Source organism: Maribacter vaceletii, from assembly GCF_003634105.1.
Taxonomy (GTDB): Bacteria; Bacteroidota; Bacteroidia; order Flavobacteriales; family Flavobacteriaceae; genus Maribacter_B; species Maribacter_B vaceletii.
In genome coordinates this window covers 817,231-831,883 of sequence record NZ_RBIQ01000007.1, presented here as the reverse complement: position 1 = coordinate 831,883, position 14,653 = coordinate 817,231, and the positions used below count along the sequence as shown (strand labels likewise).

Annotated in this window: 14 protein-coding genes; 3 read left to right on the top strand and 11 right to left on the bottom strand. The window is 31.7% G+C overall.

Translation table 11 applies throughout. From position 1 onward, the window contains the following. The first annotated feature begins 5 nt into the window (after positions 1-5). Entirely contained in the window at positions 6-449 is a 444-nt protein-coding gene (locus CLV91_RS03355) for a nucleoside deaminase (RefSeq protein ID WP_121063963.1), read from the top strand. Positions 450-466: 17 nt separating this feature from the next. Here CLV91_RS03355 and CLV91_RS03350 read toward each other — a convergent pair whose 3' ends face one another. From CLV91_RS03350 to aspS, 5 genes are all read right to left on the bottom strand, one after another. Continuing rightward, entirely contained in the window at positions 467-658 is a 192-nt protein-coding gene (locus tag CLV91_RS03350) for a cold-shock protein (protein WP_121063961.1), read from the bottom strand. 84 nt (positions 659-742) lie between these two features. Beyond that, entirely contained in the window at positions 743-994 is a 252-nt protein-coding gene (locus CLV91_RS03345; RefSeq protein WP_121063959.1) for a hypothetical protein, read from the bottom strand. 6 nt (positions 995-1,000) lie between these two features. Continuing rightward, positions 1,001-1,426 (bottom strand): DUF3995 domain-containing protein, encoded by a 426-nt coding sequence (locus tag CLV91_RS03340; protein ID WP_121063957.1) that lies wholly within the window; start codon positions 1,424-1,426, stop codon positions 1,001-1,003. Between the two features lie 4 nt (positions 1,427-1,430). Continuing rightward, complete coding sequence (locus CLV91_RS03335; RefSeq protein WP_121063955.1) at positions 1,431-3,215, bottom strand: chloride channel protein; 1,785 nt, start codon at positions 3,213-3,215, stop codon at positions 1,431-1,433. A 62-nt stretch (positions 3,216-3,277) separates the two neighbouring features. After that, positions 3,278-5,032, bottom strand: a complete 1,755-nt coding sequence (aspS, locus tag CLV91_RS03330) for an aspartate--tRNA ligase (RefSeq protein WP_121063953.1) — start codon at positions 5,030-5,032, stop codon at positions 3,278-3,280. Between the two features lie 251 nt (positions 5,033-5,283). On the opposite strand from aspS, the gene CLV91_RS03325 reads away from it, so the two are divergent. Beyond that, positions 5,284-5,634: a toxin-antitoxin system YwqK family antitoxin gene (locus tag CLV91_RS03325; protein ID WP_121063951.1), complete on the top strand. Its 351-nt coding sequence runs from the start codon at positions 5,284-5,286 to the stop codon at positions 5,632-5,634. Positions 5,635-5,820: 186 nt separating this feature from the next. Here the strand turns inward: CLV91_RS03325 and CLV91_RS03320 are convergent, their stop codons facing one another. The 6 genes from CLV91_RS03320 to CLV91_RS03295 form a co-directional block, all read right to left on the bottom strand. After that, positions 5,821-9,312 carry an efflux RND transporter permease subunit gene (locus CLV91_RS03320; RefSeq protein WP_121063949.1) on the bottom strand — a complete coding sequence of 1,164 codons (3,492 nt, stop codon included), beginning with the start codon at positions 9,310-9,312 and terminating at the stop codon, positions 5,821-5,823. 4 nt (positions 9,313-9,316) lie between these two features. Then, positions 9,317-10,486: an efflux RND transporter periplasmic adaptor subunit gene (locus CLV91_RS03315; protein WP_121063947.1), complete on the bottom strand. Its 1,170-nt coding sequence runs from the start codon at positions 10,484-10,486 to the stop codon at positions 9,317-9,319. A 32-nt stretch (positions 10,487-10,518) separates the two neighbouring features. Further along, on the bottom strand, positions 10,519-11,859 hold the full coding sequence (locus tag CLV91_RS03310) for a TolC family protein (RefSeq protein WP_121063945.1): 1,341 nt from the start codon (positions 11,857-11,859) through the stop codon (positions 10,519-10,521). Further along, on the bottom strand, positions 11,860-12,465 hold the full coding sequence (locus tag CLV91_RS03305; protein WP_121063943.1) for a TetR/AcrR family transcriptional regulator: 606 nt from the start codon (positions 12,463-12,465) through the stop codon (positions 11,860-11,862). Positions 12,466-12,541: 76 nt separating this feature from the next. Next, positions 12,542-12,955 carry a hypothetical protein gene (locus tag CLV91_RS03300; RefSeq protein WP_121063941.1) on the bottom strand — a complete coding sequence of 138 codons (414 nt, stop codon included), beginning with the start codon at positions 12,953-12,955 and terminating at the stop codon, positions 12,542-12,544. Positions 12,956-12,966: 11 nt separating this feature from the next. Then, positions 12,967-13,503, bottom strand: a complete 537-nt coding sequence (locus CLV91_RS03295; protein ID WP_121063939.1) for an RNA polymerase sigma factor — start codon at positions 13,501-13,503, stop codon at positions 12,967-12,969. A 175-nt stretch (positions 13,504-13,678) separates the two neighbouring features. On the opposite strand from CLV91_RS03295, the gene CLV91_RS03290 reads away from it, so the two are divergent. Beyond that, the gene (locus CLV91_RS03290) at positions 13,679-14,653 is read left to right on the top strand and encodes a polyprenyl synthetase family protein (RefSeq protein ID WP_121063938.1); all 975 of its coding nucleotides are present in this window, start codon (positions 13,679-13,681) and stop codon (positions 14,651-14,653) included.

The window sequence follows — 14,653 nt, the reverse complement described above, 5'->3', positions numbered from 1 at the left end:
ACAATATGATCCAACCTTTTGATGATACCTATTACATGAAAAAGGCTTTGCAAGAAGCAGAAGAAGCGTATGATAAAGGAGAAGTTCCTGTAGGTGCAATTATTGTAGTTAAAGATAAAATTATAGCTAGAGCACATAATCTTACAGAACAATTGAATGATGTTACTGCACATGCAGAAATGCAAGCCATTACTTCTGCAGCTAATTTTTTAGGCGGTAAATATTTAAAAGAATGTACCTTGTATGTTACTTTAGAGCCATGCCAAATGTGTGCAGGAGCATTATATTGGAGCCAAATTTCTAGAATTGTGTTTGCTGCAACAGATTTGGAGAGGGGTTGCAGAGCTTTAGGCACTAAATTACATCCTAAAACAAAAATAGAAGGAGGATTATTGGCAGAAGAAGCTTCTGAACTATTAAAACGTTTTTTTAGTAAAAAGAGAAATTAAAATTATATGCAAAAGCATTAAATAACTTGGACTTGTCCTGCAACAATTCCTTTTCTGCCTTCCTCTTCTTCATACTCTACTTTATCCCCTTCATTTAATTGTACTCCGTTTAATGCAGTAGCATGAACAAAAATGTCTTTTCCTGTATCATCATTGGTTATGAACCCATATCCTTTAGATCCATTAAAAAATTTTACTGTACCAGTCATTAGAATAAAAATTAAAAATTAATACACTAATTTATAATTTTTTGGGCAAAAATAGTTTAGAATAGAAATAAAATGTATTGGAAATTACTGGTTTTCAGTCTTTTTGGGTGGCTTTCCTTGCATTTTTCTTACATTTTCTTCGGTAAGCATATAATCATTCATTTTTTTTCCTTTACTCTCTTTATAAAGAAAAAGTGGCATAGCTACTAAAAATAAAGCTGCAGTACCAGCCCCTATGTATTTGTGAGAAAGTTGTGTTTCACTTTCCTCTAAAGTAAATCCATAAGCAATAGAACCAAATGCGACTATTGTAATTATTGTTATAATGTATTTCAAAATAATTTAATTTAAGGCAATAATAAACCCAAGAGTAGCTATAATTGCACACAAGGGAATAAAGTATTTTGTATCGTTAATTGCAAAAGTTGTTTTTTTTATTTTTTTAAATAGCCCAACATATTTAAAATCACCAAGAACTCTTAAAAGAAAAACACTAGGAACAATCCATATTCCATATTTTATAATCCATGTTGGGAGTATATTTATATAGATGTTAAATATAAGTAGTAAATAAATATATGCAATGAAAAGCAATGCAATTGCAACTAGTATAGTAGCTATTGGTTTTGGGCTAATAGCTTTTTCTATATTTGTTTTTGTTGGTATTACATATTCTAAACCCCATTTACCTCCAAAGGCCCAATACCAATGTAAACAAGAAAGGTTTAAAAAAATTAGCACTAATATTCCTTTTGCAATGACTAACATAGTTTTATTCGGTAAAATTAATTAGTTTACGTCTATACGCAGTTAATAATTTAGATTTAGAAACAAAGCCCATATACTTTCCTTTTTTAATAACAGGTAAATTCCAAGCGCCACTATTTTGAAATTTTTGCATTACTATTTGCATACTATCATCTCCATAAAAAATATAATCTGGAGCTTGGTGCATAAAAGTTTCTACTTTTGTGGTTTTATACAAAGCTCTATCAAACATAAACTCCCTTATATCATCTAACAAAACAATACCAACTAGAGCTTTACTATCATCTACCACTGGGTAAATATTTCTTGTAGATTTTGACACAGATTTAAGTAACATGTCTCCAAGTGTCATTTCAGGGTGTATTACCTTAAAATTATCTTCTATAACATCATCTAACTCCATTAAAGTTAATACCGTTTTATCTTTATTATGGGTTAATAGGTTACCACTTTCTGCAAGTTCTCTAGTATAAATAGAGTGATCTACTGCATTCTTAGTTATTAAGTAAGATATAGATGCAGTTATCATTAATGGAACAAATAATTCATATCCACCAGTTATTTCTGCTATTAAGAAAATTGCAGTTAAAGGCGCATGCAATACCCCTGCAATTAAGCCTGCCATTCCTATTAGTGTAAAGTTACTTTCAGATACAGAAAAGCCTAAACCAAGGTTATTAATTACTTTAGCTACAACATTCCCTAAAGCACTTCCCATAACCATAGTTGGTATAAAAATACCACCAGAACCACCAGCGGCAAACGTGGTGGTCATTGCTACTGCCTTAAAAATGGTAAGTCCAAATAGTAGCGAAATTACCACCCATATATTATTTCTATACGCATCAAAAGGAGTGGTTCCTATAGCTTTTAAATGATTGCCTTCTAAAAGATTATTAATAAAACCAAAACCTTCACCATATAGTGGGGGAATAAAATAGAGCATAATACCAATGGCTAACCCACCAACTAAGAGCCTGTATTTTGGGCTTTTTAGGGGTTTAAAAAGGGTAAGAATTCCAAAATACATTTTGGTAAAATAGATAGAAGCTATGGCAGTACCTACACCTAGTAAAATATAAAATAGGGTGTCTTTAATTTCAAAATTATCGGTTAAAGAGAATTTAAATAACACCTCATTTCCCAAAAAGAAATAAGAAGTTAGTACTCCAGAGATAGATGCTAAAAGTAACGGAAGTACAGAAAGCATAGTAAAATCTAAGCTAAAAACTTCTACGGCAAAAATAATAGCTGCAATAGGGGATTGAAATATAGAGGCTATTGCCCCTGCAGATGCACATGCAATTAACAAAGAGCGTGTTTTAGCATTTACGTGTAGTATACGACCAAGGTTAGAACTTATGGCTGCTCCAGATGCTACTGCTGGTCCTAGCAACCCTACAGAACCTCCAAAGCCAACTGTAAGTGGTGCGGTAATTAAAGGACTATATATTTTTTTAAGTTTGATGAGGCTTTTTTTTCTAGATAGCGCAAATAAAATAGAAGATACAGCATGTTCTATTTTTTCTTTGTGGATGTATTTTACATATAGATATACCAATGTTAAACCTAGGATAGGTAATATAAAGTATAACTGATTACTTGAAAAAACAATCCCTGTTTCTAGAGAAGAACTAATGAAAAAGGTAAGATTTTTTAGAGTAACCGATGCTAAACCCGCAAGTAAACCTACTAGAATACTTAATATATGTGTAAAATTCTTATCAGAGATATGTTTATATCTCCATTTAAGAAGTTTTGTGAATAGATTTTTTTGTTGGGTTGGCATTTATTTAAATCCTTTCTTAAAAGTATTAAAAAAATCCTGCTAATTAGCAGGATTTTATAATATTAAGACTCTAAGTTTAGTTGTAACCGCAGTTCTTTTAATTGTTCCTTATCAATAGGAGCAGGGGCGTCTATCATAACATCTCGTCCGCTATTGTTTTTAGGGAAAGCAATAAAGTCTCTTATGGTTTCTTGTCCGCCTAAAATAGAAACTAATCTATCTAAACCAAAAGCAATACCACCATGAGGAGGAGCGCCATATTGAAAAGCATCCATTAAAAAACCAAATTGTGCTTTTGCCTCTTCAGGAGAAAACCCTAAATGCTTAAACATAGTTGCTTGCGTTTCTTTATCATGAATACGAATAGAACCTCCGCCAATTTCATTACCATTAAGTACCAAATCATACGCATTTGCTTTTACAGCTCCTGGGTTGGTATCTAATAATTCTAATTGTCCAGGTTTTGGAGATGTAAATGGGTGGTGCATGGCATGGTAGTTTCCTGTTTCCTCGTCTAACTCTAATAAAGGAAAATCTATTACCCATAATGGAGCAAACTCTTCTGGATTACGTAGGTTTAGACGTTCTGCCATTTCCATTCGTAAAGCACTTAATTGTGCTCTTGTTGCATTGGTATCTCCAGAAAGCATGCATATTAAATCGCCAGCTTTAGCTCCAGTAACTTTTGCCCAGTTTGCTAAATCTTCTTGGTCATAGAATTTATCTACTGAAGATTTAAAAGTACCATCTTCATTACATTTTACATAAACCATTCCTTTGGCACCTACTTGTGGTCTACGTACCCAATCTATAAGTTTATCTATTTCTTTTCTGGTATAGGTTGCTGCTCCTGGTATTGCAATACCTACCACTAGCTCTGCAGAATTAAAGACATTAAATTCTTTGTGTTTTGCAACAGCGTTTAGTTCTCCAAACTCCATTCCAAAACGAATATCTGGTTTGTCATTACCATATTTGGCCATAGCAGCATCATATGTCATTCTTGGGAAAGAACTAATGTCTATACCTTTAATTTCTTTTAAAAGGTGTTTTGTTAAACCTTCAAAAGCATTTAAAATATCTTCTTGTTCTACAAATGCCATTTCGCAATCTATCTGTGTAAATTCTGGCTGGCGATCTGCACGCAAATCTTCATCTCTAAAGCATTTTACAATTTGAAAGTACTTATCCATGCCACCTACCATAAGTAATTGCTTAAAGGTTTGTGGCGATTGTGGTAAGGCATAAAATTGCCCTTCGTTCATACGGCTAGGAACCACAAAATCTCTGGCACCTTCTGGAGTAGATTTAATTAAATACGGAGTTTCTACTTCTATAAAACCACCGTCGGAAAGGTACTTGCGTACTTCCATAGAAACCTTACTCCTAAATATAAGGTTGTTCTTTACTATATTTCTTCTAATATCTAGGTAACGATATTTCATACGAATATCTTCCCCACCATCGGTGTCATCTTCAATGGTAAAAGGAGGTGTTTTAGACTCGTTGAGAATAGTTAGCTCTTGTACCAATACTTCTATATTCCCAGTTGGGATATTTGCATTTTTAGAGGCTCTTTCTAAAACGGTACCTTTTATTTGAATTACAAACTCTCTTCCAAGACTACGAGCTTGTTCTAAAAGCTCTTTAGAAGTTCTTTCCTCATCAAAAATAAGTTGGGTTATTCCAAAACGGTCACGTAAATCTATCCAAACAACAAAACCTTTATCTCTTGTCTTATGTACCCAACCAGATAGGGTAATGTTATTTTCTATATGTTCCTCTCTTAATTCACCACAAGTATGACTCCTATACATGATATTTTACTTTTGAGGGCAAATTTAAGAAGTATCAGCAATTTAGTAGGTTATATTACAACGGATTTTTATTTAATTATGCCGACCAATGTAAATAAGAGTCAAATAGTTAATTAGCTAATAATTAGATACTTGTGTGTTCAATGTTAATTTAATGTAAATTAAATGTTACGTATTTGTTGATTTTGTGTAAAATATTTCTATATTTGTAACGTTAATGTTAGTATAACGTATATAAAAAATATAAAATTATGAAAAAAGCAATATTCTTTTTAGCACTTATAGCGACTGTCAGTATATATGCACAAGATAAAAGTCCTTCTTATGAAATAGAAGGAGAAATAGTAAAAGCAACTTTTTACCACGATAATGGAGAAGTTTCTCAAACTGGTTATTTTGTAGATAAAGAGTTACACGGGGAGTGGAAAATGTATAATGAAAATGGTAAAAAAATTGCCATGGGACAATATGAAAATGGTGTAAAAACTGGAAAATGGTTTTTTTGGAAAGGTGAAGGACTTAGTGAAGTAGATTATTCTAATAACCAAATTGCAAATGTTATTCAATGGAATAATGCAGAAGCAGTAGTTTTAAATAAATAAAAGTTTTTAACTATATAAAAGCTCTTATTACCTTGGTAATAAGAGCTTTTTTTATGGTGTAATGTTTATATGCAACTTATAAAAAGGGTTTGGGCTTCTTATAAAATTTCCCTAAGACTTTTTTAGGTATTTTAAACATTAAAAAGCCCCTAAAAGATAATATGTTAGAGGCTTTTTTAATATATATTAAACAGCTATATCTATTTCTTTTGTAGCTGTTTTTGGCTTTCTTTTCACTGCAATTTTTATACGGTATATAATATTAAATAATACCGGAACAATTATAAGGGTTAGGAAGGTTGCTACTATTAATCCAAATATAACAGTCCATGCTAAAGGTCCCCAAAAAATTACATTATCACCACCCATATATATTTTTGGGTTAAATTCAGAGAATAGTGAGAAAAAATCTATGTTTAAACCAATTGCAAGCGGAATTAAACCAAGTACTGTTGTAATTGCGGTTAAAATTACTGGGCGTAACCTTGCTTTACCACCTTTGGTTAGAATATCTGTTACCTGTTCCATATTAAGCAACTCTTTTTCATCTATATTTAATGTTACCTTTTTTCTGTCTATTAAAATTTGGGTATAATCTAAAAGTACTACGCCATTATTTACTACAATACCAGCTAAGGAAATAATACCCATCATGGTCATCATTATAACAAAAGACCAACCAGTTATCATTAAACCACCAAATACTCCAATGAAACTTAGGAAAATGGCAATCATTATTATTAAAGGTTTAGAAATACCACCAAACTGAAATATTAATATTAACATAATTAAACCAAGGCCAGAAAAGAAAGCACCTACCAAGAATGCCATTTGCTTGTTTTGTTCTTCTATTTGTCCTGTAAAATCTATTTTAACATCTTGTGGTAATTTTTTGTAGCTCTCCATTTCTTTCTGAATCTGAGCAACAATAACTGTAGCATCTGTAAATCCCGGTTTTAATCCAGAATAAATAGTTACTATTCGTTTTTTATTTTTGTGTTTAATAGCACTAAACCCAGAAGTGTTTCTTTGTTTTGCAACAGCAGAAACAGGAACTTCTTTTATTTGCCCATTAGAAGGATCTCTAAAAATAATTTTTTGATTAAATAGAGCACTTTTATTGTAACGTATGTCTTCGTTAAAGCGAACGTTAATGTCATAATCATCTCCATTAATTTTATAAACACCAGCTTTTTCACCAAATAAAGAACGCCTTAATTGCTGTCCTACTTGGCCAACGGTTACACCTAGTTCACCTGCTTTTTCTCTATCTACAGATACTTCCATAGATGGTTTACTCTTATTAACATCAATCTTAAGTTCTTCTATACCAGCTATGTTTTTAGTATTTATAAAATTACGAACATCTTCTGCTGCATTTATAAGTTCTTCATAGTCTTTACCTTCAATTTCTATGTTTATAGGGTATCCGGCTGGTGGGCCAGCGGCATCTTTCTCTACTGATATAGCAACTCCTGGATAAATACCTCTTAAAGCTGTTTGTATTTTTCCACGTAGCTCTTCGGTATCTCTTCCGCCTCTATATTTATACTCTCGCATAGAAATGGTAACTTTTCCTCTATGTGGCATTTCCGCAGAGGAACCGCCATCTGTTTGTGGGTTACCTGCTCCTTCGCCAACTTTAGAAACAGCAGATTCTACTAAATAGTTACTGTCTCCGTTTATATATGGTTCACTATTAATAACATCATAAACCCTTTTTTCTATAGCCTTTGTAATTTTATTTGTTTTTTCGATAGAGGTTCCTTGTGGGTATTCTATATAGGCATAAATCTCATTAGGCGTATTGTCTGGAAAAAATTCTATTTTGGTTCTTCCAGAACCTACAGACATACCAAAAAGCATAAAAACGGCAATTAAAGAAAGAAAAGTAATTCCAAAATACCAGTATACATTTTTCCCTCTTAAAGCGTGTTGTATTCTTCTTTCATACCAGTTTTCAAATTTAACCATTGTGTTTTTCTGAAAGCTAATGGCCCATTTTTTAAGCGCATATTTATATACCCAAAACATAATGGCTGTAACTATCATTACTGAACCAAGTCCGCGCATTGCACCGCCAAAGACTAGTATAAATAGTCCAAAACCACCAAGAATAGCACTAATTTTTATTAATTGCTTTACTTTAAGTACTTTTTCTCCAAGTTCCATAAATTGAGAAACAAGCATGGAATTCATGAAAATAGCAACAAATAAAGAGGAGCCTAAAACTACAGATAATGTAATTGGAAAGTACTTCATAAATTGCCCCATAATTCCCGGCCATAAACCTAATGGAACAAAGGCAGCAACAGTTGTTAGTGTAGAGATAATAATAGGGAAAGCTATTTCACCAATACCTTTTTTAGCGGCTTCGGTTCTGGACATTCCCTCGTCCATTAATCTATATACATTTTCTACTACTACAATACCATTATCTACTAACATACCTAGTCCCATAATCATTCCAAAAAGAATCATGGTGTTTAAGGTGTAGCCTAACAGAGATAGAATCATGAAAGACATGAACATAGACATAGGAATAGCAAAACCAACAAATAAGGCATTACGGAAACCTAAGAAAAACATTAAAACCGTTACTACTAAAATAATTCCAAATATAATATTGTTTACAAGATCGTCTACTTGGTTTAGTGTTCTTCCAGAGGAATCATTTACAATAGAAATATTAAGATCTTTAGGATAGTAATTTTCTTTAGCTTCTTTTACAATTTCTCTAATTTTAGAAGAAGCTTCGATCATGTTTTTACCGGATCGTTTTTTAATGTCTAGCATTACTACGCTTTCTCCAAATTCACGTGCAAAAGTGGTTTTCTCTTCTTCGCCAAAAGAAACTTTTGCAATGTCTTTTAAGTAGGTAGCACCGTTTTCAGATTTTACAACAAAGTTATTTAGTTCTTGTGGATCTACAACTTCACCCATTATCCTAATGGTTCTACGTTGCTCTCCGGTTTTAATGTTACCTGCAGACATGGTCATATTACCACCGCTAATAGCTGTTAAAACATCTTGAAAACTAATTTTAGCTGCCATCATTTTATAAACATCTACAGCAACTTCTACTTCTCTTTTTTGAGCACCAAGAATATCTACTTCTTTAATTTCTTCTAGGTCTTCAATCTCATCTTCTAAATACTCCGCAAAATCTTTTAGTTTATCTACAGGGTAATCTCCTGTAAAATTAACATTCATAATAGGAAAAGATTCCGAGAGATTTAGATCAAAAATATTAGGTTCTACTTTAGCATTGTTAAAAGTAGGCCAGTCTTCCCCTGCTTTTTCACCATCTACTTCGTCTTTTATTTTTTGTTTGGCTTGCTCTACAGTTAATTCCTCATCAAACTCTACTGTAATTATAGAATAATCTTCTTGGGAGGTAGAGGTAACTTTTACAACGTTACTTACATTGTTAATTCTATCCTCAAGAGGATCTGTAATTAAACGTTCTACATCCTCGGCAGTATTACCAGGATAAGGTGTGCTAATGTATATTTTGGTTTCTACAATTTCAGGAAAGTCTTCTCTAGGCATAGCAAAGTATGCTTTAAGGCCAATCCATAAAAATAACCCAATCATTACATAAATTACAGATGGATTATTAATAGACCAGGAGGATAATCCAAATTCTTTATTGACGTTTTTTTTCTGCTTGCTCATAAACTTATTCGTTTAAGATTTGTACGTTTTGACCATCATTAACATTCCTTGCACCTTCTTTAATTAAGTGCTCTCCTTTAGTGATGCCGCTAACAATTTCTACTAGTCCTTCTTGTGTTTTTCCTGTATTTATAATACGTTTTGTTGCTTTTGCTTTATTTTCTCCATTTTGTTCTGCAACATATACATATTGTTGCCCTTCTGCATTTTCAGAAATAATACTTTGTGGTATTAAAATGGCATTATCTTTAGAGTAATCATTAAGGTTAACTTTTGCTGTTAAGTTAGGTTTAATGTTTCCGGTTTTATTTTCAACAGGAATTTCTACACTAAAAGAGCGGTTACTAGGGTTTATAAAATTACCTGTTTGTCTAACTTTTGTTAATACTGTATCTCCTAATACTGGAAAATATACAATAGCTTCTTTTCCTTTTTTTATGTTATTTAGGTGTGTTTCTGGAACATCTACCTCTATATACATATTAGATAAATTTACAATACGAAACACTTCTGATCCAGGGCCTGGAGCTACAACAGTACCTTGGTCTTTTATTACATTATCTATAACTCCAGAAAACGGAGCTCTAATAGTAGATTTGCTAAACATACTTTGTGCTTGTTTAACAGCACTTTCCGAAGATTCATAATTAGTCTTTGCTTGTAAGTACTGAATCTCTGAGCCTATTTTTTGTTCCCATAATCTTTTTTGGCGATCAAAGGTCGTTTTAGCAAGTTCTGCTTGTGTCTTTAATTGTTGTAATTGGCTTGCCATACCACCATCATCTATAGATGCTAATATTTGTCCTTTTTTTACTTTTTGGCCTTCTTTTACATAAACACGTTGTAATGTGCCAGAAGTTTCTGGGTAAATTAAAACATTCTGTTTTGTTTTAACATTACCTTGTAACTCTAAGAAGTGATTAAAAACACTTTCTTTAGCAACAACGGTTGTTACTAATGGCAATTTTTCATTACTGTCTAAAATAGCAATTACAGAATCTAGCTGTTTCATATCTAAATCTAATGCTATTTGCTTCTCAGAAAGCGAGCTTTTTAGATTTCTTATGGCGTTAATATCTTGTGATGCAATAGTACTTTCTACAGATTGCTCTTGTTTGCCTCCACAAGAATACAATACTATTGTAATGGCTGTTAGGTAGATTATTTTTTTCATTTTTAATGTCTTTATTGATTGTTGTTTTTTGATTATGATTGTGTATTTAGAATAATTTCTAATTCTGTTTTCTTTTTGATAACTTCTATCATAGATTGTAAATATTCTTGTTGTGTACTGTAAAGTTGGGTTTGTGCTTGTCTTAACTCAAAACTAGTAGCAAGTCCTTCAAAATATTTTATTTGATTTTTTTTCTCAATTCTTTCTGCTAAACTTAAATTATCTTTTGTGGTCTGATAATTTTCAATGGCAAGAATATAATTGCTCTTAGCACTTTCTAACTGTAAGCGTATCTGTTGTTCTGCTTCTTGTAGTTGCGTTTTCGCTTTTTCTAATTCTATTTTTGCACGTTGCGTACTTGCACTTCTTTTTAGTGAACTAAAAATTGGAATATTAAGGTCTACTCCTAAGATAGAGGAGTTAAACCATTTTTGTTCACTATTAAAAAAGTTAAAATCATCTGCAAAAGCAGAAGTGCCATAATTAACAAAAGCATTTAAACTAGGTAAAGCTCTACTTTTTGCAAGTTTATGTTCGTAAAAACGTTGCTGCTTTAAATTTGTAGCAAGTTTATAATCTATATTGTTATCTATATTTAAGTTGGTTTCTAATAAATTAGGCTTAACCTGCTTTTCTGTAAGAGCGTCTAAATTATCTTCTAATTGTGTTGGTGCATCTATAGCAATACCCATAACTAAATTTAGCATTTGTAACGTAATACCTTTAAGACGAACTGCATTTTTTAATTGGTTATCTATAGAAGATAAGGTAATTTGTAATTGGTCTACACTTTCTTCATCACCTAAACCATTTTCAAATATTTTGGTTGTTTCAAATAATGTTTTAGAAAGTGTTTCTTTATTTTTTTCTAAAATAGCAATGCTTTCTTGCGCCAACAAAACATTACCATAAGCTTCTGTTACTGCTTTACGAATTTCTAATTCTGTTTTTTCTTTGTTATTAGCGCTATAATTTAAAAATACTTTAGAGGCCTGTACGCCTACTATATAGGAGCCATCAAAAATTTGTTGCGATAAGGTTGCTGTTGCAGAAGCAGATTGTGCTTGCCCAAAAACAATAGGAACAAATGTACCAGGTGCACCACCAGCAAATTCTCCAGGAATTAAAGAAACTGGCTGTTTTAACTGGTTTTGGTAACTTATTGAGCCATTAATTTGTGGTAAACCGCCAGCAATGGTTTCCCATTTTTGTTTTTGCGCAGCAATAATATCTCTATTTGCATTTATGGCGCTGTAGTTGTTTTCTAGAGCAAAAGATACAGCTTCGTCTAACGTAAAGCTATATGTTTTCTCTTGTGCTAGCCCTAAATTACAAAGGACTATGGTTAATAATAATACTAATTTAGTTTGCATTTAATCTTGATTTGAATTGATGATTGTATTTAATATTTTTCTTCCTTTAGGGGTTACAATACCTCTTAAGTGGTATTCTAAATATTCATTCATAAGTTTAGCTGGACTAAAGGTCTTTGATGGAAAAAGATTTAAGTCCTTAATGCTTGTTACACCAGAGAAGTATATTCTTGAAATAAAATCTATATTCAGGTTTTCTCTGTAAATTCCCATTTCTAGGCCTCTTTTTATATTAACAATTACGCACTCATTCATGACTTCAAAATGTTTTTGTTTTATGGAGTCATGTATTTTAGGATAATACTTTTGTAATTGATATTGGGGAGAAGTTTTATCTCCTTTTAAGTGCAGTAAAACAAATTTCTTTATTTCATAAAGCTCTTCAATAGGATTTTTTTCTAATGCACATATAGCATCAATCCCTTCGGATACAGAACAAAATAGGGATGAAGTAATTTCATTTACTAACTCTGTTTTATTTTTAAAATGAGAATAAATAGTTTTTTTAGAAATAGCCATTTCCTGCGCTAAATCGTCCATCGTAACGCTTTTAAACCCATAGTTTAAAAACATATCAGCCGCCTTTTCTAGAATTTTTTCTTTCATATAGGTGGCAAATATAAGTCAAGGAAACTTTAAAAACATTAAAAGTTTCCAAAGTTTTACTTTTTTTTAACATATACTATTTTTCTGACTGCTCTTTATCTACAGAATCTTTATTTAAATACGAGTTAAAAGCACTTTCTCCTTCTTCTTTCCAGAATTTGTCATATTGTTTCCATTTAGAAAAATCATTACAATTCATATCATCCTTGTTAGAAGAAGGCTTATTTTTTTTACTCCTAGATGAGCCAGAGCTGCTACCACAACCAATACTTCCTATAAGAATTTTAGAGAGTGCAAATAGCCCAATAGCTTGCCAATACCCAATAGTGGCAAGACCAAATAGTTCTGGCATTAGCCAGTTCCAGAGCCACATAATTCCGTAGCCTAAAAGAATAGCAAGGGCTATTGCGGCAAATATTCCAAAAATAACCCAACCAATTATTGTCCCTATATTTTTACTTCTAATTTTATGTTTTATATACTGTTCCATAATTTTATTTTTTAATTTATATGTCTTTTAGTTTCTAATTTTTTTGCTAATATGGATAATGCTCTATGTCTTCTAGACATTAGCGTTCCTATAGGTATTCCTGTTTCATTTGCTATTTCTTTATAATTATATCCTTCAAAATCTACCGCAATTAGAATGCTTTGATATTCGGGTTTTAGATTACTAATTGCTTTTTTTAATTCTATTTTAATAGTATCCGAATATATATCAGAGGAATTTTCATAGAAAAGCTCCGAAAATTCTAGTAGTTTTAATTCTGTTTGCTCCTCAAAAGACATTCTTTTAGTTTTGGTACGCATAGTATCTATAATTTTATTTTTTATAGCGCGGTAAACAAAACTTGTAATGTTAGTAATAGGAGAAGAATTATCGGTTCTGGAAAAAAGTTTTAAAGCTACTTCTTGTATAATATCTTCTGCATCACGATCTGTTGTGTCTTTAATTTTAGAGTGTACATATGCCTTTAACGAAACATATTCGTTATTAAAAAACAACTTTAAATTTTTGTTATTCTCAGTGTTTGGCATTACTTATTTGGTAAATTACCTAGGTTGGTTGTCTATAAAGACGAAGTTTTTTAAAACTATTGCATTTATTTTTATAAATCATATAAAAGAGAAAAGATATTTCTTTTTAGAGGTTGTAATTTATCTTGAAGAAGATTTGATAAAATGGACGTATTTTTGAAAAAAAATTGCAAGCATGCATTCTGTAGATTATTTCCGTACTGAATTTATTTCTTATCTAGAAAAAAAGATTATTACCAAAGAACCTGTAAATCTTTATGAACCTATATCCTATATTTTAGAATTGGGAGGTAAGCGTTTAAGACCAGTTTTAACCTTAATGACTGCAGAAATTTTTGGAGTAGATTATAAAAAAGCTTTAGATGCAGCATTAGCAATAGAAGTTTTTCATAATTTTTCTTTAGTACATGATGATATTATGGATGATGCTCCTTTACGAAGAGGAAAAGCATCTGTCCATGAAAAGTGGGATATAAACACTGGAATACTTTCTGGAGATGCAATGCTTATAAATGCATACCAACTTTTTGAAAATTATGAAAATGATACCTTTAGGGCTCTAGCACAATTATTTACAAAGACAGCCATAGAAGTTTGTGAAGGCCAACAATATGATATGGATTTTGAAACCAGAGATAATGTAACTATCTCTGAGTATTTAAAAATGATAGATTATAAGACAGCAGTTTTAGTTGGTGCAGCAATGAAAATGGGAGGCATAATTGCACAAGCAAGTACAGAAGACCAAAATAGAATTTACGATTTTGGTAGAAACCTAGGCATAGCTTTTCAATTACAGGATGATTATTTAGATGCTTTTGGAAATCCTGAAACTTTTGGAAAACAAGTTGGTGGCGATATTATTGAGAATAAAAAAACCTATTTATATTTAAAAGCCTTAGAGTTAGGAACAAAAGAGCAAATAAGAGAGTTAACAGATTTGTATTCTATACATCCAAATGATACAAAACATAAAATAGATACCGTTAAAGAGGTTTTTGTGGAAACTGGTGTTGTAGAAAATGCTAAAGAAAAAATATCGGAGTATACGCAAAAGGCATTTGAAGTTTTAGAAGAACTACAAATTACTAAAGAAAATAAAGAAGTTCTTAGAGAATTTGGAGAAAGCCTAATGCAAAGAGAGGTTTAG